Here is an 18,832-nt window from a genome sequence, read left to right as displayed (position 1 = left end):
AGTCTAGACATTTATTTCTTTCTTCATAGGGAGCATGGGAGCGGTTATCCCTCAGAAAGCATTCACGCTTTAGCCAAACGCGATAAGTTAATGGCTGCCTTTAAATCCCTGTCCAAGACATACCTACAATGTTCACACGAGTAAACACGTTCACTCAGTGACAGGGAATCTTTTTTACAGCCGCATCTACTACATGTTTTAGAAGATGGATACCATCTGTCTACGACCATAAGCGTGCTTCCAAATTTCTTGCACTTGTATTCAAGTTGTCGCTTGAATTCATAAAAACCGCAATCAGCGATGGATTGAGCAAGCTTATGGTTTTGCATCATGCCCGAAACATTCAAGTCTTCAATTACTATCACAGCGTGGTTTTTACATAAGTAATTGGTGACTTTGTGGAGGGAGTCTTTGCGGATGTTTGAAACGCGGTTATGATGCAAAGCTAACTTAATTTTTGACTTGTGGCGATTGTTACTGCCTTTAGCTTTTCTGGTATGGGATGCCGACAATCGTTTAAGTTTTTGGATGTTTTTCTTGTAGGCTTTAGGGTTCGGGAACACAGCACCAGTACTTAAAGTAGCTAGTTCTTTCACCCCAATATCTACACCTACGACATCATGAGTTTTAGGAGATTCAACACAATCTACTTCATACGCAAAAGCAATGTACCAGTCATCGGCTATCCGAGATATTGATATTTTGGTGGTTGTTGTATGAGGCAATCCTTCATAAGTCTTAACCCATCCAATAGTTGGTAGCTTGACACGTAAACCTCCTACAGGTATAGGTTTCCCGCCAGCGTCTATAGTAAAAGAATCGTTTTGACCTTTCTTCTTGAACACGCAACGTTGTTCTGCCCCAAAGGGGCAATGAGCAGGTTCAAACAGTCCTACCCGCCTCGACCATTCTCACGGCTGTGCGGCACTTTCCTTCCTTCCAACCATGTTCGCGCAGCGTCTGGTGCTACTGAGAAGATTTTACGTGTTGATGGCTCTGAAAAGACTTTTCAACACAACCCTATATCTTCAATTGTCATGGTTCGGAGCGTCTAACGCCACTTTCGCTTTTGGAGTTTTTCATCCTGTAGTATTAAAATAATTCCAAATTAACATATATATGGTGTTATACAGCGTTACAACTTAAGATTGTCAGACAAAGAGTATGAGGAGTTGAAAAAGATATCGGCACAAACAGAAAGATCTATCAATGATTTAATTCGGGAAGCGATTAGGGAGTTTGTTGAAAAAGAAACAAAGGGCTAAAGCCCTACGAGTCGCGTTTCATCCCCGGATTAAAAGGTAGGGGTTCTCACGCTCCCGCTATGCTTTGATAGCGTGGCAAAGGTATATGAGAATAAGAGCGCAGTGCTTTGTGCCCTTATTCTCATATACCTAACCTTGTAAGTTCTGGATCTAAAGTATTAGATTAGATTACAGTTAAAAAGTGTAAAGAAGTATCACTTTTCGCGTACTCTTTTAAAACAACTTGTTCACTTTTCCTGTGGATATCTGTATAAAAAAGCTCATGCAGCATAGTTTTTGGCGACGAATTCTGGCTTTTGTGACAGTATTTTTCCTAGCTGGGTCAATCTGGGCAACGCATTCTCCCAGCGCATACGCTTATGACAATCCTGAATTACTACCCGATACCCCAACCCCAGTTGTAGATTTAGCGAAATCTCTGACCAGCGTTCAAGAAGAAAAACTTGTTAAGGAACTAGAGCAATTTGAAGCCGAAACCGGCTGGAAACTGCGAGTATTGACCCAATATGACCGTACTCCAGGTCGGGCTGTGATCAAGTTTTGGGGTTTGGATGACAAAAGTGTTTTATTGGTTGCTGATTCTCGTGGCGGTAACATTCTCAGCTTTAGTGTCGGCGACGCGGTTTATGAACTCCTCTCACGCACTTTCTGGATTGAATTGCAAACCCGCTTTGGCAATTTGTACTTTGTGCGAGAAGAAGGCGAAGACCAAGCGATTCTCCAAGCTATGGAAACAGTGAAAACTTGTTTGCGTCAGGGTGGTTGCGCTGTTGTTCCCGGATTACCACGCGAGCAGTGGATTCTGACTCTGATTACTTCAGTTATTGGTGGAATCATCTGTGGATTGGCAGCTCAACCTCGTGAGGAGGGACAAATTTTTGCTTGGCAATGGGCTTTAATCTTTTCTCCTTTATGGGGAATCTTATTTCTTGCCTTCGGTCTTGGACCAGTCGTCACACGAACAAGCGAGTGGCTACCCATCATTCGCAATATTTCCGGTTTCCTCATCGGTGCTTTGGTTGCTTACCTTTCCCCTATTTTCAGTCGCTCTTCTCCTAGTGCTGAATCCTAGACGGGAAGCTTATGGAGAGAGGGAGATAAGGCAGACGAGCTATTAACATCTTCCTCATCCCCCTCATCCTCCTCATCCCCCTCATCCCCCTCATCTCCCTCATCTTCCTCATCTCCTCTACCTCTCCACCCTACGGCGACGGCGACGGGGTCTTTCATCTTCTTCATCGCGCCGCAGGCGGCTACTGACCCCAGTAAAGAAATCCCGTTGGATACAAGGATAATCACTTACCCATAAGTCTCGACTGGGAATATAAATATCGGAAATTTCGTCAATACTGCTCAAATCTGGGCGATTCGACATAACCAATAATTCTGCCCTCTGACCGCGAGCAATGACTTTGTAGGCAACCCGCAGCGGCGCTTGATACTCAACAGTAAATCCTGTGTCATCGCCGACTTCCAAGTTAATCCGTTTTTCTCGGTTTTCGACAATCACCAAATCGCCTTTTTTATCCACAGTTTCCTGTTTACCAATCAACTCTTCTGTAATCCAGTAATCCAGCACTCGACCACGGAGAAAACCGCTGTATTTGTAACGGCGGCATTTTGCATTCCGCATACTAGCCCAAAACACTGGTCCCCACAGCCAGTAAAGAGCACCAATGAGTCCGATCAAAAATACGATACCAAAATCAAGTCCCAGAAAAACTTTGACAAGGAAAACAACCGCAACTGCCACTACAGAAATGAGCAGCCGCTGCAAAAAGTCTGAAAAGTTCCCCCAGTAGTACTTGTACTGTAGACCAGTGGCAATTAGAGGAATGAGTTGTTCAAATTTCTGGCGAGTCAGTGGGACTATCATGAGTGCTAAGTTCTAAGTGGTGAGTGCTGAGTCTTTTAAAGAATTTTTTCTAATCCATATACTAACGACTTTAACTGGAGGACTTTACGAATTGCCAGTAGGACTCCTGGCATATAGGCAGCGCGATCGCTTGTATCATGTCTGAGCGTATAAATTTGACCTGCTGCACCAAAAATCACTTCTTGATGAGCAATCAGTCCCGGTAAACGGACGCTATGAATTCTAACGCCTTCATCGGCTTGACTCCCCCGCGCACCTGGTAATTTCTCCGATTCTTCCACAATAGGCTGGTTATACGTTTTACCAACTTCTGCCAGCATTTGAGCAGTTTGAATTGCTGTACCACTGGGAGCATCAGCTTTTTGGTTGTGATGCAGTTCAATAATTTCAACGTGGTCAAAATATTGAGACGCAGCGACTGCTGCTTGTTGCAGTAGCACCACGCCAATACAAAAGTTGGGAATAATCAAACATCCAGTACTCGCCTTATCCGCAAATTCTGCTAAGTCTTGAATTTGTTCTTGACTTAACCCGGTGGTACCTACAACTGGACGAAGACCATAGGCGATCGCACTACGAACATTGTCATACACTGAATTGGGATGGGTAAAATCTACCATCACCCCAGGCTGTCTTTCTTGAGCTGCAAATGCCAGCATCGGTTCCAATTGATTGGTAATTGGAATTTCCAAAGCTTCACCTAAACCCGCCAGTTCTCCTGCATCTTGCCCTTGATGTTCGGGAGTTGTATCAATCGCACCCACAAGATTCATATCTGGTGCTTGCGCCACCGCTTTCACCACTTCACGACCCATTTTGCCCGCAGCACCGATGATCACAACTGGGATTGGACCTTGATTCACCATAAGAGAAATACTTTTTACATCAACAAAGGAATTGTAAATCCAGCAGGGGAGCTATTGTCGTAGAGAAAAAACTCGATTGTAACTATTTTTGATAGCAGCCCATTTACTAGCAATAGGCATTCGCCAACCAGTCCCAAAAGCACGATCTGTAATTTTCAATCCTGGGGGTGCTTGTCGCCGTTTAAATTCTGCACGCGCCACTAAAGTAATGATTCTGTCTACAGTCGCTGGGTCATGACCTGCTGCGACAATTTCTGCTGTAGACTCATGGTTGTGAATCAAGCGTTGCAAGATGTCGTCCAAAATATCGTAAGGCGGTAGCGAATCTTGGTCAACTTGACCAGGTTTAAGTTCGGCGCTGGGTGGTTTGGTGAGGACATTTTGCGGGATGATTTCACCATTGCTATTTAACCATTGGCAAATCGAGTAAACACGCGTTTTAGGGACATCAGCAATCACTGCTAACCCTCCATTCATATCACCGTAAAGCGTGCAGTAACCAACTGCCATTTCTGACTTATTACCAGTCGATAGGAGGAGATGACCGAATTTATTGGATAGTGCCATCAATAAATTCCCCCTAATTCGGGATTGAAGATTTTCCTCTGCTAGTCCAAACTCCGTTCCAGCAAACAACTCGGCTAGTGTCTTGTCATATCCTTGCATTAACTCTCCTATTGGGATGGTGTGGGTTTTAATCCCAAGATTTTCTGCCAATGCTAAAGCATCGCTGATAGAATGGTCGGAACTGTAAGGGGAAGGCATGAGAACACCGAGGACATTTGCTTTACCTAATGCAGCGCTAGCGATCGCCGCCACCAATGAAGAATCTACTCCGCCACTTAACCCCAGCACCACCTTAGAAAAGCCGCACTTGCGCACATAATCTCGCAATCCTAAAACCAAAGCCTGCCAAATTTCCTCATCCTCAGACTCGTATTCTGGTGATATGGAACCTAACTGTAAATCTCGTTGCACCTCATCAAATTCCACGACGACCAAATCTTGTTTAAAACCATAGGCACGGCACACTATTTCACCTTGACGATTTAAGGCAAAACTTCTGCCATCAAAAATTAAATCATCATTGCCGCCTACCTGATTGGTATAGATAATCGGTTGCCGAAAACGCACTGCACTATGCTTCAGCATTGCTTCTCGGAACTTCTGCTTGCCAACACTGTAAGGAGAGGCAGACAAATTCACAATAAAATCTACACCCAAAATTGCTAAGTCAGCAATTGGATTCGTGATATAACTTCTTTTCCCCCAAAAGTCTTCATCATTCCACAAATCTTCACAAATCGTGACACCAATTGGAACATCATCTAATGTGAAATAATTCGCTTCTGAACCAGCTTCAAAATAGCGATGTTCATCAAACACATCATACGTTGGCAAAAGGCGCTTGTGAAAAAGTTGCTGCACCCTACCTTTTTCTAATAAAGCAATGGTATTAAATAAACTTTTCCCGCCATGAGTGTGCGCTGTTAAATTATTTTCAACGGTTCCTACCAACACAGCTAATTCTGGTGGCAAATCTCTTGCTAATTGTTGCAAGGCAATGGACATTGCCTGTAAAAAACTAGGATTTAGTAACAAATCACGCGGTGGATAACCACATAAAGAAAGTTCTGGCGTTAGCAACAAACGCGCACCTTCTGATACTGCCTTTTGTGCCGCCTCCAGAATTTGTCGTGCATTTCCAGGCAAATCACCAATTGTAGGATTAATTTGAGCGATCGCAATCTTCATTTTGATTTTGAATTTTGGATTAGAGGTTAGACTTCTGGCAAAAATTTGAAATTTTTATGTAAAACTACAGATTGACACAGATAATTTAACTAATTCTTAATTTTTGAAAGCCGTTAGATAAAAACTAAAGGTTTATCTTTCAATGGAGCAAAAGCTTCGGCATCAAAACGATATAAACTCGCTGGACGACCAGCACCACGCGACACTTTTGTTCCTGTATCGCATAAAAAACCTAACTTGAGGAGACGCGCTCGAAAATTAGAGTAATCAGAAAAATTTTCCCCTAAAACTGTTGTGTATAACTGGTATAAATCATTTAAAGTAAACATTTCTGGCAAAACTTCAAACGCCACTGGGCTATACTCCAACTTATTTCGCAAACGCCTGTGTCCATATGCCAAAATTTTGTGATGGTCAAAAGCTAACTGCGGCACTTGCTTTACAGGGTACCAAGCTATGCCAGTAACTCCATCAGTCATCAATTCTGCTTCCTCAAACCGTACAAGGGCAAAGTAACTGACTGATAGATAACGCACACCATAACTACCGATTACTTCTCGTGGATCTCGTTCAGGACCTCCAAAAGTATACAGCTGCTCCAAATAAAGATTTTTTACCCTAATTTTTTCAGCCATAATGCGATAAGCAGCATCTTCTAAAGACTCACCTTGACGCACCAAAGTACCAGGAAGACTCCAATGGTTTAAAAATGGCTCCTGCTGCCTCATGACTAATAAAACTAGCAGTCGATTTTGTGCAGTATCTACAGAGAAAATTACGTTATCAACACCAACTTTGAAATCTGCTAAAGGTGGTTGTTTTAACTGGTCTGCAATCTTTCTTTGGTGGCGTCCTGGCATGGAAACTAATTGTTCAAAGCCTTGCTTTTCCTTTAAGCTAGAGGGAATTTAGGGGTGGCGGAATTCTATGGTAGCGGAGGCGCTCATAGTTCAACAAGTCAAATTTTCGGACAAACATTTGTACAAATGCTCTTTATGAATATAGTCAACGACAAGAGGTGTTAGGGCTTCCTTGTCGCCACTTTCACGATAAGCTGTCGAGGACACATCTGGACCAATAAAATTGGCAACTGTGACTTCCCCCCCAAGATTTTGCACGAAGAGCAAGCTAGATTCATCTATTGCATATCCCGGACGCTGTACGACTAAAAGTTGTACTTGCTGCAACAAATCTTCAATACGATACCAATGAGGCAGCTGAGCTAGCAAATCTGAACCTATCACTAATGTAAACTCTGCCTCTCCCCAACGCTCTTTTGCTTTCTCCAACGTTTCCAGCGTTCTCAAGCTACTTAATTCCTGTTCCAAGCCAATATTGTGCTTTGACGAATTTATGTCCGTAATTAACAAGTGCAACATCGCCACCCGATGTTCCAAAGGTGTTTGATGCGACTTAAATGGATTATTCGCCGCCCAAACTGCCACATAATCAAAATGCTCTGAGAGCCAGCGGATAATTGCTTGATGCCCAGCAGTTGGTGGATCGGCACTCGTACCAAATAAAGCAACTTTCATAGTCATTAATTAATAGTCATTAGTCATTAGTCATTAGTCATTAGTCATTAGTTATTCTCCCCCACTCCCTCCCTCTCTCCCTCATCCCCCTCATCCCCCTCCGGAACCCTCATCCCCCTCCGGAACCCTCATCCCCTCTGTACCTGCGCGGTATTGTTCTTCGTCTTTTGAGTCAACTCTTCTAACTGGGTGGAAATCTCTACCCTCACTGATACCGGATTATCGAAACGCCGCGTTTCATCCGGCAAACTAGCAACCGAAGTAGCAGTTCTTTGTCGAATTTCCGCCAACGTCTCTACAGGTTGCACTCGTTTGCCTTCCTTAAGAAACAACTGCAACAAAGGCACTTCCGAAGATTGAAGAAATTTTACATTCTTATCTGTTGTTTTTTCTGTTTCTTCTGTTTCTTCTGTTTCTTGTATTTTCTCTGTTTGCTGTTGTGCAGCCAAACCCAAAGAGTCTGCTTTCACTTTCCCTCTCTCAAAGAAGCGAAAAATCTGCTTGCGTCCTGGGTAAGTTGCTTTACCACTCGAGTGTTTCATCACGGGGATGCCGTCAATTTCAACCAGTTTGTAGACTCCATTGATAGGGGAACCTGTCACCAGTCGCGTTCCCAGTCCATAACCATCAATCTGGGCACCAGCAGCAACCAGTCGGGCTATTTCCCACTCGTCCAAATCGCCACTAGCAAATATTGATACACCCGGAAGAAGCGATCGCACTTGTTTTGACAATGAAACCAAATCACCAGAGTCCAACCGAACCCCTGATAATTTCATTTCTCCTGAATTGACCTTCGCCGCTAACCGCTCGGCAGCAGCGATGGTATCGTAAGTATCAATTAACAAAGGTGCACCTGGAAAATACCGTTGAAACACTGTGAACGCTTGGTCTTCGCTACCTTCCATTGCTGACAATGCCATAACAAGAGCGTGAGCCATCGTACCACTAGGTTTTTCTCCCAGTTGTAGCGCAGCTAACACGTTTGATGTCGCATCCAAACCACCAGCCAAAGCTGCACGCGCCGCCCACAAAGACGCTTGAGGGCTAAAGGCACGTCTTGTCCCAAATTCCAGCAGTGTTGCTTGAGACGCCACATCGCGTAATCTTGCTGCACGTGTGGCAATCAAACTCTGATAATTTAAGGTATTTAAAAGGTAAGTTTCTACCAGTTGCGCTTGCCAAAGCGGTGCTTCCACTCGCAACAGAGGTTCATTCGCAAACACCGCTGTTCCCTCGGGTACAGCCCAAACATCCCCAGTAAAACGTCCCTCAGCCAGCAGTGACCAAAAGTTCTCGGGAGCTTTAGCAAAAATTCCTGTCGCCTGCAAAGCCTCTATCCCAGAAGGACTAAAGCGGAATTTTTCCAAATATTCCAACGCTTGCGCCAGCCCCATAGCAATCAAATAGCCAAAATTGTCTGGCAAACGTCTGACAAACAACTCAAAGCTTGCTCGTCGTTGTTCTAAACCTTCACCTGTATAACAAGCTGTCATTGTCAACTGGTAAAGATCTGTCAGCAGGCTGTAATCAACAGCAGAAAGTGTCAGTTCCGGATTCTCTATGTTCTGCTGTTGCTGGTTGTTTGTATATCCATAGTTCAAGTTTGGGAAACTTGTCATGGCATAGCGCCTTTAGAAGAATACTTCTTTGCTTTATGGTAAATTTTACCATAAAGTAATGTTAATTTGAAACAGGCTCAGATTTCCGACTTTTTAAAGAAGCCGGGAATCTTGTTGTTCAGGAATAATTTAGTAGGATTGTTATATTGCATAGGGTTCAGTCAAATGTGAAAGTATGCCAAATGGAGGATGAATAGTCACATCCACATTGATTTACACTTCAAACCCTTATCCTTGAACCTTAATTTGGCAGTTTTCTTAGCTAAAGTATTGCAACTATCTATCAATGAATATTGCAGAGAATGTAGATATATTGCCTATGAGTGCCAACAGAGAATGTCAGGCACTAGAGTAGATATGTCAGAAGATATATCGCAATGAAAGCGATTACAAAAAACGGGGGTCTCATATTATGGCTTTCTCCAGGATGCTTGCTAGAGTGATGCAATATATTTCTGAAGCTGCAATGCGTATTTTTGGACCTAATGACGATGCATATCCTAATATTGGTGTACAACCGTTTACAGGAGAACCTTATAACGAAAGGGCAGCCGACACTTGGTAAATGATTTTATAAAAAGAGCTAATAGAAATCAAAATAGGTGGAGAGGAAAATCCGACATCCACCTATTTTTTTAGTTATTAATTATTATTAATTATTAGTTACTCTCCTTTGTTGTTACGTCTCCTGGTTAACAGTGATCCCACTCGAATTCAGCAAGTAGTAGTAAGCAGATGACCATTAAACCGCCGGTCGTCAGAAATTGCCAACTACCGCTATAAGGCAAGATGAAAATTCCCAGTACATGAACTACGCCTGTGAATAGTAAGGTACGCGATCGCACTGCTAACCCAGTACACAAGTAGCCTAAAGCACATAGACCCAACCATAAAGGACAGAGATTCAATAAAATTTCTCCCCATCCTAGAAAAATACCCAAATCAGTTAAGACGACCCCCAATAACATCAGCAGTACCCAGCAATACAGTATCCAGATAACCTGCTTTCGTTTGACCCAATAGGTACTCCAATAGACCATTGCTGCAGTACCAATAAAAGAGAGGATTGACCACAAAGCCGCCTGCAAGTCCCAACCTATAGGTAAAAACTGGGCAGTTGCAAACATTGGTATGATAAGCAAACCCCAAATTATGAAAGCCTGGTCTATGCGGGTATAAAAATTTGAATAAAGCTTCGTTTTGCCAATTTGCCAGTTAACAAACCAAAGTCCTTCTTCTAACTCGTGAATATTTAGCGGTGCTTGTTTGCGACGCAGAGGTGGCACAGAATTATTAAAAAAATTCATTTTATTCATTGCTAAATTTTAGGAAAATTTGACTTTTTCGGGCTTATAATAGCCAGATTTCTTTTTTATATATATTTATTTAGTAACTTCTAATCTGAATCTCTCTCTAGCTATGACTTTAGCTATGTTATATTCTGTCCTGCGTTAGAAATTTGTTAGATTTTTTACATACAGCAGATTGCAGGTAAATGAGGTACAGTCTTAGTAGTGCATGAACGGCTAAAATGAAAGCTTACTCCAACGAAACAGCGAGAAAAAATAGTAAAGACCTACGAACAGGGAGACACCTCAGTCAGGAAGGTGGCCTCGAGATTTGGTGTAGCTAAAAGTTTTGTACAAAAACTGCTCTGGATGAAGAAAACTCAAGGTCATTTAAAACCGAGACAACAGGGTGGAGTCATGAAGGGAGAGTTGGATCGATGTGAAACTCAACTTGCTGCAATGGTTGAACAATATCCAGACGCGACATTATTAGAATATTGTGAATATTGGGGTACAACTTATAATCATTGGGTAAGTACAAGTACCATGTGTCGTGCATTACAAAAACAAAAACTTACGTTAAAAAAGCGAAAAGTTGCGTGCGCTGAGACAGCCCTGCAGTGAGGCAGCGCTGCGGGAGGGTTTCCCTCCGGAGGCGACTGCCGAAAGGGTTTCCCGCCGTAGGGGACTGCGTGCCTCCGTAGGAGGAGCTACGCTAACGCCCTTGGCGTGCCGAAGGCATACCCGAAGGGGGGTTCCCCCCGTTGAGCAAACTTTTCAAGAGAAAGACGCTACGCAGCAGCCAAGGGAAGACACAAAGAGTTCAAAAGTTGAGAATTGAGTATTAGCAGCAAGTTAAACAAGTAGACCCAGAAAACTTAATTTTCATTGATGAATGGGTGTTTTATTGGGGTTGACACGAACTCAGGCAAGAAGTCCTCACGGAAGTAGGGTGTATGATTTTAAACGATTAAACCCTTGGGTCGAAGGTGACAGTCATTGGGGTAATTAGCTTGAAACAAATTTTGGCTGTAATGACAATGAAATTGTTCGATGAATGGGAACGCATCTTATTGTCTTTGCCCTTGAAATGTCTGCTTCCTGAACTATGCGAAGGTGCTGTAGTTGTAATGGATAATGTTCCTGTCCATAAAGTGAAGAAAATAGAGCCTTTAATTCAATCAAAGGGTGCAAGGGTTCTTTATCAATCTCCCCCCGAATCCTGAGTTTAATCCCATCGAACATTGGTGGTCGGAGCAATCGCGCTTTTTTACGACAATTTTCTCCAACCACTGCATTTAGGGTTGATGTTCTAATTAGAACTGCGCTTGATGAGCGTTAATCCCCAACATCTAAAAAATTGGTTTACAAATTGCTGTTACTGTACCTCATAAACCTGCAATACGTTGTAATTACTTGTGCTCGGTCTTTTACTTTCTGTGGTACATCCTCCTTTCTTAAATTGAAAAGAGTTTTATCTTGTTCTGGTGTGAGAAATACCCTTAAACGGCTACCCATACCCTTGTTACTGTGCTAGCTACATCATACGTATTTACTTATCTTCAGATAGTTTGGTTTTTTTAAGTCGTTTTACTTACTGCGCTTTTTCACTTACACATCTTCTTATAGTTATGTCAAAGATGCAAGGACAGTTAAGACAGTTAGGACAGTTAAGAAATACTTAATATTTTTTTTAGATTTCCAGAATTAAATTTTAAGGAAGTGATATTTATAGGAAAACCTCCAGTAATAGCAACCACTGGAGGCGTATGCTGAACCAATATTTGTTCTATTCAGTATTAGACAGGTAAAACAAATATTAAAAAAGTTAACACAAGTGAAAAAGAGAGGAAAGGACAGTTAAGACAGTTAAGACAGTTAAGGAATATTTAATAAAAATTTTAGATTTTGTCATACAAGCTTGAAACATACATCGGGAAACTATCATTTTCTAAACCAAACCGCGATCGCCCCTGTGTCTTCTTCCCCATCATCTACACCGCACCTACCACCGCAATCAGTCCACACCGTAGTCCACACCGCCAGTCCTGAAAGGAAAATCTCCCAATAAGTCAATCAAACGGCGATTGCCCTCGCGGTGCGGCACGGCTGCGCCAATATGTAAATAATTTTAAAACAGTGGAGTAGCGCTCACTAAGAACTCTCTTCACCCTGCTTGAAGTGGTAATGCATTTATATAGACTTTTCTTCAGCACAATCAGCCTTTTCGTTTCACTGCGTAAATCCTATTTCAGTCAAATCACACTACACATTCCCTACTTTTGCTAGGGAACGAGAAATGAGGAGCGTGAAACAATGTTTTGGAAATTCATAGTTAGTGCTTTAGTTTTGCCTAGTTGCCTCGGCTTTGAGATTGCCGCAGCATCATTACAAAAAGGAGTTCAGACGCAGCCAGAACCGGAGGAATTGAAAGCGCAAGTTGCTGAGATTGGTGATGATTCGTCAATTCAAACAGATTGGGAGGCTGATACTGAACAACTAAAACACCATAAACACCACCATCATAAGCCCCGTCGCCGATATTCCCGTCATCATAGACCGTGCCCACAAAGCTACAGACAGCATTACCGTCGCCGATATTACCGTCCGCAGTATATTCATTACCGCAGAGGGCATGGCAATTACCACAGATATTACCGTCATGGGCAAAACCACCCCGACTACATTTATGACAGCCATCTGTATCGCAACCCCTACAGATATCACCGTCACGGGCGCCAATACCATTAAAACACTGAACAGTCAACAGTGATAACTGATAACTGGTAACTGGTAACTGGTAACTGGTAACTGTTAATACAAGAACTGGCTTAAAACAAAAGCTAGGGCGGCACTACCTAAAGGAACTGTCAAATTATCAATACCGAAAAGCGAAAAAACTTCTAGGCAAGTAGCGACTAAGGCAACCGTCAAAGATATCAGCCAAGTTTGCCAAAGGTTCCCTTGTACACTGACTAAAATCAAACTCGTGATCACAAAACTCACAACTGTCATTGTCAGGGAACCTTCCCAACTTTTTTGTCTGTCAAAGATCCTGTATTTGTGTTGCCCAAATCTCTGCCCAACTAATGCTGCAAATCCATCTCCCCATGTCATAACCAAAACTCCTAGTACGGCATACTGGGGTTGTTGCAGCGTCCAGAAACAGGCAATTAAAACACCAATACTAACGGCATAAAAAAATGTCCCAAAACTTTTGCGTCCGACGCTATCAATACCAGGGAGAATCGGAAATCGGTAGGACAATAAAGTAACAGTACTCGCTACAATCGAAGCCGTAATGCCTACACTTGCGGGGATATTTAGCCACCAAGCTAGCAGAATCACATTGCCAGTGCCAATGTGGACTATCTTCCGGATAATTTCTGGATCTTTATTGGCAAAGCGATTCACCAGCGATGCGGCGAAAAGCATGAGCAACACCCAAATTGCAACGGCAGCACTTTGCAGCCACAAAGGGGAAATCGACTCTAAATCAAAAAATGAAGTTAGCAAAGATGCAACAAAATGGAAAAATATAATCTTTATTATCACTTTATTAGATTTCGGGGACAGCAATGAAATTATTATTGATTTTGCTGATTCGCTTCTACCGAATGTTTATCTCGCCGGTGTTTCTTCCCACCTGTCGCTTTCAACCAACTTGTTCAATGTATGCTATTCAAGCAATTGAGCGATTTGGAGTCTGGCGCGGTAGTTGGTTAGCAATTCGGCGGATTTTGCGATGCCATCCATTTCATCCGGGCGGTTACGATCCCGTACCAGAGGCGTTAGGGACAGCAACAAAACACTCGTCTTGCTGTGAACATCACGAATGAGACCTTATCATAAAGTACCAATCATTGAGTGTGGTGAACCATTGGTAAAGATTCCTTTGGAACTGTTCGCGGTGGAATCTCCGCATCCTTATGAAAAACTGGGTGCGCCTTATGGGGAACACTCCGCTTATTTTCTTCGCCAAAGCGTCGTTGACAATTTGATAGCAGCCCAAAATTACTTGCAACTGCTGCTTCCTAACTGGCGTATCCAAATCTTTGATGCTTATCGTCCTGTCGCTGTACAACAGTTTATGGTTAATTACGCTTTTGGCGAAGCTTTGCAGATGGCGGGACTCAGCGAGGCTGAGTTATCACCAGAAAATAGCCAAGCTATCTGGGAGGAGGTGTACAAAATTTGGGCGGAACCCAGTTTGGATGAAAAAACTCCGCCTCCCCACAGTACCGGCGCTGCTGTTGATGTGACACTGGTAGATAATACGGGGGAAATTGTGAATATGGGTTCGCCCATAGATGAACTGTCAGGGCGATCGCATCCAGACTACTTTGCTCATTCTTCCACCGCACAGCCACAACAGTATCATGCTCATCGTCAGCTATTGTGCGATGTTATGCAAAAAGCAGGATTTCAGCGCAATCCCAGAGAATGGTGGCACTTTTCCCTAGGTGATCAGATGTGGGCTTGGCTGAATAATCAAGCCAATCCCAGCAATCCAGTTGTTGCACGATATGGACGTGTTGTGTAGTGTAACGCACCTAAGCATCTTGAGGGTTGAGCTGGATTAACTCCTCAGTGGTGTAAGTTCCCACTGGACTCCAAACCAAATATGGAACGAGTAACAGCGCCGCTAGTTTAGAAATCGGCAAAACGGAGAGTGTGAGCAACACACCCAAGATCACACCAACTGATCCAAGAATTTCCCCTACTCTGAGACTCCGCCACCTTAGCATTGCCGGGATGTAGGCGATTGTAATAATTTCTAGCAGGAGGTATAAACCCATCACTACCCAGGTTATCAAGCTTCCTGGATTCTTTTCCCAGACAATATAGGCAGAAGCAGCACCGCAAATAAAAATTACAGTCCAAATGATCGGGATAAGTGGCTCAAAAATTAGCCACCGGGGACGACTTAACCGTGCAAACCATTTGACATCACGAGGCGTGATGAAAAAACTACCAACCGCGATTAAAAAAGTGACTGCCCCAATTACTATCCAAGATGGAACCATTTTTTATATACCTTTTTAAGTATTTTGTCAAGGTTTTCAAGGTAATTGTGGCAATTTAGGGCATGAGTTTAATCAACCGCAGGGATGAATATTTGAGGAGGGAGGGAGAGAGGGAGTGAGGGAGATCAGGGAGATCAGGGAGATCAGGGAGATCAGGGAGATCAGGGAGAATTTCTACTTCTCCCTTGTCCTCCTCATCCTCCTCATCCTCCTCATCTTCTCGGCTCGCTTTAGGCATCTTGAGGATTGAGTCGTTTCATTGTCCAAGTGGTGTATGTACCTATTGGACTCCAAAGCAAGTAAGGAACGAGGAGCAGTGCCGCCCAACCAGAAACAGGTAAAACTACAAGTGTTAATATAATGCCTATAACGAAACCCGTACCGCCGATAATCGTACCCGCCTTAAGACTGCGAAGCCGCAACATCACAGGGTTGAAGGCAATGGTAACAATTTCCAGAAGCAGGTATAATCCCATACGCGACCAGGTTGCGGTGGTTCCTGGGTCTTTTTCCCAAACAATATAAGCTGACCAAGCACCGCAAATAAATACAATAGTCCAGATAACTGGAATCGCTGCTTCAAAAGTTAACCATCTGGGTCTTTGTAGACGCTTGAACCACTTGACATCGCCAGGAGTAATGAAGTTAGCACCCAAAGCGACTAAGAAAGCCACTCCCCCAATCACCATCCAAGATTTAATCATGTCCCGTCATCGAAAATTATGGGTAGAAACCCCGTCCCTCCCTTCGGGAAATCAAAATTCACTCATTCAAAAGTCAAAAGTGAATAAAAGAATTATTTTTGACTTTTGACTTGATACTTTTAACTTCTCGCGTTGCAAGAGCGTGTCCCGAAGGGACGAGCGCGAGGGGGACGGCTTTATATTTGAATGCTGGTTTTTTGAATGAATATAATCCCAGGAACCAGCTTTCCCGTAATTAGTCCCCTCGCCCACCTAATCCAAGATTCTTGGCATTACCCAACGCCTGACCAATCAGGCTTAAAGATAGTCCGAACTGGGGAAGCATTCGGAAGTTTGTACCAGGACTAGGCTCAATTGGGCTATTCACCGCTTACGTTGTCCAAATTGGTTTGGTCAATCCTCGTCCATAACGGGCGAGGTTGGTGAACCTTTGCATGGCTCTTTTCACGCCATATAGTGCGATTTTGTCAGGTCACGGGCTGATTACTCATCATACCTGAGTTTGATAAACAGAGATGGGGAGGATGAGGGGGATGAGGGGGATGAGGGAGATTCCAAATTTTGAATTGATTTGTCTCTACTTAACGACCCCAGAATGTCCGGGTATATTACCTATCGGTTCTACGCGTCCCCCTAGGTATTTGGCAAGAAACTCTTCGGCTTTAGCAAAGAAGTGTAACCTGTTTTGCGGACGCGCAAAACTGTGTCCTTCATCTGTGTAGACGATGTACTCTACAGGCTTATTTGCTTTTCGCATGGCTGTAACGATTTGTTCACTTTCCGCCTGCTTCACTCGTGGGTCGTTTGCACCTTGTCCAATCAGCAACGGTACTTTGATGCGATCTACAAAAAATAACGGAGAACGAGACTTGAGGAAATCTGGCTCTTTTTCTAGATTACCGACACGATTGTAGAATTCCGCCCGCCCCGACTCCCAATAAGGAGGAATACTTTTTAACAGCGTGAGCAAGTTGCTAGGACCAACAATATCTACACCAGCAGCAAACACATCAGGAGTGAATGTCAATCCTACCAAAGTCGCATAACCGCCGTAGGAACCACCCATGATCGCAACTTTTTTCCGATCAGCGATACCCTGTTGGACAATCCAGTTAACGCCATCAATCAAGTCATTATGCATTTTACCCGCCCATTCACGATTTCCAGCGTTAAGGAACTTTTTGCCGTATCCGGTAGAACCTCGAAAGTTGACTTGCACAACTGCGTAGCCACGGTTTGCTAGCCACTGCGCTTCTGGGTCATAACCCCAAATATCCCGCGCCCAAGGTCCACCATGCACGAGTAAGACTGTGGGTAAATTTTTTGCTGGAATTCCTACAGGTGTTGTCAGGTAGCCGTGAATAGTCAACCCGTCCCGAGATTTGTAAGAAATCGGTTTCATTTGGGCGAGTTGTAGACCTTCCAATTTTGGTTGATTGCTGAAGAGGAGTTTGCTTTGCTTGGAGGTACGGTCGTAGATGTAGTAATAGGCCGGACCGTTATCGATACGGTAAGAGACTAGCCAAGTTTTATCAGCCAAGTCGCGGTCAACTACGGAAAATTCCCCTCGGCGGACTTTGGATATTGTCTGAAAATCTGAGGCAATACTTTTATCAAGTACTTGCCACTCTAATTTATCTTTATAAAAGCCAACAGCCTGAATTTGGCGTTTCGTTGGATGAATAAACATCCCTCCCTGATCATACTGCGGGTCTTGGGCAATCACGCTTTCTTTACCCGTTGCTAAGTTAAGCGCCAAAACTCGTGTCGCATTCGCATTATGACTACCCGTGATATAAAGCGTTTTGCCATCACCTGAAAACCCGACAGCACCACCTTGATCATCAGGTCCCCATTTGCGAACTATCTTCCAGGGTTGATTTGTTGTTTCCCTAACGGATAAGGTAGAACCACCATCAGGAGTCGTGGCTACAGATGCACGGATTTTTAACTGTGGATCTGCAACTGAGTCAGTCACGTTGACGGAGTTTTCTAATTCTAGCTTTGCTGTTCCCGTTTTCAGGTCGATACGGTAAGCATCGTGCTTGCGGGGGTCTTTGATATTCATCCCCACTAGCATTTCATTAGGAAAATTGGGATCTAGGGCGATCATTTGCGCTTTCACGCCCTTGTATGGTGTCAGGTCGCGCACCTGGTTGGACTTTACATTAACAGCATAAAAATGATAGTTTTCATCACCATCTGTATCTTGCAAGTATATTAATTGCTCACCGTTATAAGTCCAAAAGTAACTACGGATACCCCGGTTTTGATCAGCGGTTAGCACGCGATCGTCGTTCTTACCTACAGTGCGTATCCATACCTGTAAAACATTATTTTTATCAGGTGCAATGTATGTCAAGTATTTCCCATCGGGAGAGAGTTGCGGATTCGTTCTTTCTGGATTTCCAAATAGAATCTGTCGGGGAATGAGTGGCGGTAAAGCAGCTAAGGATTGACTGATGTTGGTGAGGAGAGTGGCTGTAACTGCTAAGGGTACAGCTGCTATAGAGAAATATTTTTTGTTCATAAACTGAATACACTGGAAAACCTGCAAAGGCGAATGCTTGCAAAGACAGTCACAAGTGTGACGTTGCATATTTGCAGGATGAATTTTGTGTTTTTGTGGGATGAACCGGACAGCCCTTCCCTTGAATTTTTTGGGTAGGTAGGATGCCTACCCCACAAGAATCATCCCTGAATTCAGCAACGCCCACAAGTATAAAAGACTCGTTCACGAGGTTCTAATACTCACTCACGAGTATAAAAGACTCGCTCACCAGCTTCTGATACTCACTCACGAGATTCTAATACTCCCTCATGAATATAAAAGACTCGCTCACGAGATTCTGATACTCACTCACGAGTATAAAAGACTCGCTCACCAGGTTCT

Annotated in this window: 23 protein-coding genes; 7 read left to right on the top strand and 16 right to left on the bottom strand. The window is 43.5% G+C overall.

Annotated features, from left to right (window positions below):
• Positions 1-62: 62 nt before the first annotated feature.
• Positions 63-845, bottom strand: coding sequence for an RNA-guided endonuclease InsQ/TnpB family protein (locus ACM0OZ_RS20430; protein WP_414584648.1), 783 nt, complete (start codon positions 843-845; stop codon positions 63-65).
• A 303-nt stretch (positions 846-1,148) separates the two neighbouring features.
• Between ACM0OZ_RS20430 and ACM0OZ_RS20425 the strand changes: the two genes are divergently transcribed.
• Positions 1,149-1,265 (top strand): ribbon-helix-helix protein, CopG family, encoded by a 117-nt coding sequence (locus tag ACM0OZ_RS20425; RefSeq protein ID WP_414584647.1) that lies wholly within the window; start codon positions 1,149-1,151, stop codon positions 1,263-1,265.
• Between the two features lie 262 nt (positions 1,266-1,527).
• Entirely contained in the window at positions 1,528-2,337 is an 810-nt protein-coding gene (locus tag ACM0OZ_RS20420; RefSeq protein WP_414584646.1) for a TPM domain-containing protein, read from the top strand.
• Here ACM0OZ_RS20420 and ACM0OZ_RS20415 read toward each other — a convergent pair.
• The 7 genes from ACM0OZ_RS20415 to ACM0OZ_RS20385 all read right to left on the bottom strand — a co-directional run bounded on the left by ACM0OZ_RS20415 (position 2,334) and on the right by ACM0OZ_RS20385 (position 8,919).
• On the bottom strand, positions 2,334-2,495 hold the full coding sequence (locus ACM0OZ_RS20415; protein ID WP_414584645.1) for a hypothetical protein: 162 nt from the start codon (positions 2,493-2,495) through the stop codon (positions 2,334-2,336). The genes ACM0OZ_RS20420 and ACM0OZ_RS20415 overlap by 4 nt on opposite strands.
• A complete protein-coding gene (locus ACM0OZ_RS20410) occupies positions 2,455-3,141 on the bottom strand; it encodes a phosphate ABC transporter permease (protein WP_414584644.1) in 687 nt (228 codons plus the stop codon). Before ACM0OZ_RS20410 ends, ACM0OZ_RS20415 begins: the two co-directional genes overlap by 41 nt.
• Positions 3,142-3,176: 35 nt before the next feature.
• Positions 3,177-4,007 (bottom strand): 4-hydroxy-tetrahydrodipicolinate reductase, encoded by an 831-nt coding sequence (dapB, locus tag ACM0OZ_RS20405; RefSeq protein ID WP_414584643.1) that lies wholly within the window; start codon positions 4,005-4,007, stop codon positions 3,177-3,179.
• Between the two features lie 51 nt (positions 4,008-4,058).
• Positions 4,059-5,762, bottom strand: a complete 1,704-nt coding sequence (locus ACM0OZ_RS20400) for an NAD+ synthase (protein ID WP_414584642.1) — start codon at positions 5,760-5,762, stop codon at positions 4,059-4,061.
• 113 nt (positions 5,763-5,875) lie between these two features.
• Positions 5,876-6,622, bottom strand: a complete 747-nt coding sequence (locus ACM0OZ_RS20395; RefSeq protein ID WP_414584641.1) for an NUDIX hydrolase — start codon at positions 6,620-6,622, stop codon at positions 5,876-5,878.
• Positions 6,623-6,712: 90 nt separating this feature from the next.
• The gene (locus ACM0OZ_RS20390) at positions 6,713-7,297 is read right to left on the bottom strand and encodes a nicotinate-nucleotide adenylyltransferase (protein ID WP_414584711.1); all 585 of its coding nucleotides are present in this window, start codon (positions 7,295-7,297) and stop codon (positions 6,713-6,715) included.
• A gap of 128 nt (positions 7,298-7,425) precedes the next feature.
• Positions 7,426-8,919: a nicotinate phosphoribosyltransferase gene (locus tag ACM0OZ_RS20385; protein WP_414584640.1), complete on the bottom strand. Its 1,494-nt coding sequence runs from the start codon at positions 8,917-8,919 to the stop codon at positions 7,426-7,428.
• A 412-nt stretch (positions 8,920-9,331) separates the two neighbouring features.
• Here ACM0OZ_RS20385 and ACM0OZ_RS20380 point away from each other — a divergent pair, with 412 nt between their 5' ends.
• A complete protein-coding gene (locus tag ACM0OZ_RS20380; RefSeq protein WP_198940988.1) occupies positions 9,332-9,484 on the top strand; it encodes a hypothetical protein in 153 nt (50 codons plus the stop codon).
• Between the two features lie 127 nt (positions 9,485-9,611).
• Here the strand turns inward: ACM0OZ_RS20380 and ACM0OZ_RS20375 are convergent, their stop codons facing one another.
• Complete coding sequence (locus ACM0OZ_RS20375) at positions 9,612-10,226, bottom strand: hypothetical protein (protein ID WP_414584710.1); 615 nt, start codon at positions 10,224-10,226, stop codon at positions 9,612-9,614.
• A gap of 258 nt (positions 10,227-10,484) precedes the next feature.
• On the opposite strand from ACM0OZ_RS20375, the gene ACM0OZ_RS20370 reads away from it, so the two are divergent.
• Complete coding sequence (locus ACM0OZ_RS20370) at positions 10,485-10,832, top strand: helix-turn-helix domain-containing protein (RefSeq protein WP_414584709.1); 348 nt, start codon at positions 10,485-10,487, stop codon at positions 10,830-10,832.
• Positions 10,833-12,152: 1,320 nt separating this feature from the next.
• Here ACM0OZ_RS20370 and ACM0OZ_RS20365 read toward each other — a convergent pair.
• The gene (locus ACM0OZ_RS20365; protein WP_414584638.1) at positions 12,153-12,284 is read right to left on the bottom strand and encodes a hypothetical protein; all 132 of its coding nucleotides are present in this window, start codon (positions 12,282-12,284) and stop codon (positions 12,153-12,155) included.
• A gap of 240 nt (positions 12,285-12,524) precedes the next feature.
• Here ACM0OZ_RS20365 and ACM0OZ_RS20360 point away from each other — a divergent pair, with 240 nt between their 5' ends.
• Positions 12,525-12,959: a hypothetical protein gene (locus tag ACM0OZ_RS20360; protein WP_414584637.1), complete on the top strand. Its 435-nt coding sequence runs from the start codon at positions 12,525-12,527 to the stop codon at positions 12,957-12,959.
• 63 nt (positions 12,960-13,022) lie between these two features.
• On the opposite strand, the gene ACM0OZ_RS20355 is transcribed toward ACM0OZ_RS20360, so the two are convergent.
• Positions 13,023-13,724, bottom strand: coding sequence for a diacylglycerol/polyprenol kinase family protein (locus tag ACM0OZ_RS20355; protein WP_414584636.1), 702 nt, complete (start codon positions 13,722-13,724; stop codon positions 13,023-13,025).
• A 62-nt stretch (positions 13,725-13,786) separates the two neighbouring features.
• Here ACM0OZ_RS20355 and yidD point away from each other — a divergent pair, with 62 nt between their 5' ends.
• Together yidD and ACM0OZ_RS20345 are read left to right on the top strand one after the other, a co-directional pair.
• Complete coding sequence (yidD, locus tag ACM0OZ_RS20350; RefSeq protein WP_414584635.1) at positions 13,787-14,047, top strand: membrane protein insertion efficiency factor YidD; 261 nt, start codon at positions 13,787-13,789, stop codon at positions 14,045-14,047.
• Positions 14,044-14,751, top strand: a complete 708-nt coding sequence (locus ACM0OZ_RS20345) for a M15 family metallopeptidase (RefSeq protein ID WP_414584634.1) — start codon at positions 14,044-14,046, stop codon at positions 14,749-14,751. Before yidD ends, ACM0OZ_RS20345 begins: the two co-directional genes overlap by 4 nt.
• 10 nt (positions 14,752-14,761) lie before the next feature.
• On the opposite strand, the gene ACM0OZ_RS20340 is transcribed toward ACM0OZ_RS20345, so the two are convergent.
• The 5 genes from ACM0OZ_RS20340 to ACM0OZ_RS20320 form a co-directional block, all read right to left on the bottom strand.
• On the bottom strand, positions 14,762-15,235 hold the full coding sequence (locus ACM0OZ_RS20340) for a TspO/MBR family protein (RefSeq protein WP_414584633.1): 474 nt from the start codon (positions 15,233-15,235) through the stop codon (positions 14,762-14,764).
• 55 nt (positions 15,236-15,290) lie between these two features.
• Positions 15,291-15,473: a hypothetical protein gene (locus ACM0OZ_RS20335; RefSeq protein WP_414584632.1), complete on the bottom strand. Its 183-nt coding sequence runs from the start codon at positions 15,471-15,473 to the stop codon at positions 15,291-15,293.
• Entirely contained in the window at positions 15,466-15,939 is a 474-nt protein-coding gene (locus ACM0OZ_RS20330) for a TspO/MBR family protein (RefSeq protein ID WP_414584631.1), read from the bottom strand. Before ACM0OZ_RS20330 ends, ACM0OZ_RS20335 begins: the two co-directional genes overlap by 8 nt.
• 235 nt (positions 15,940-16,174) lie before the next feature.
• Positions 16,175-16,306 carry a hypothetical protein gene (locus tag ACM0OZ_RS20325; RefSeq protein ID WP_414584630.1) on the bottom strand — a complete coding sequence of 44 codons (132 nt, stop codon included), beginning with the start codon at positions 16,304-16,306 and terminating at the stop codon, positions 16,175-16,177.
• 210 nt (positions 16,307-16,516) lie between these two features.
• Positions 16,517-18,469: a S9 family peptidase gene (locus tag ACM0OZ_RS20320; protein ID WP_414584629.1), complete on the bottom strand. Its 1,953-nt coding sequence runs from the start codon at positions 18,467-18,469 to the stop codon at positions 16,517-16,519.
• Positions 18,470-18,832 lie beyond the last annotated feature (363 nt).

This window comes from Scytonema sp. PCC 10023 (genome assembly GCF_963920835.1).
In the GTDB taxonomy this organism is placed as follows: Bacteria; Cyanobacteriota; Cyanobacteriia; order Cyanobacteriales; family Nostocaceae; genus Kalymmatonema.
Note: the sequence above shows the minus strand (reverse complement) of the source record. Positions and strands in the feature narration are given on the sequence as shown.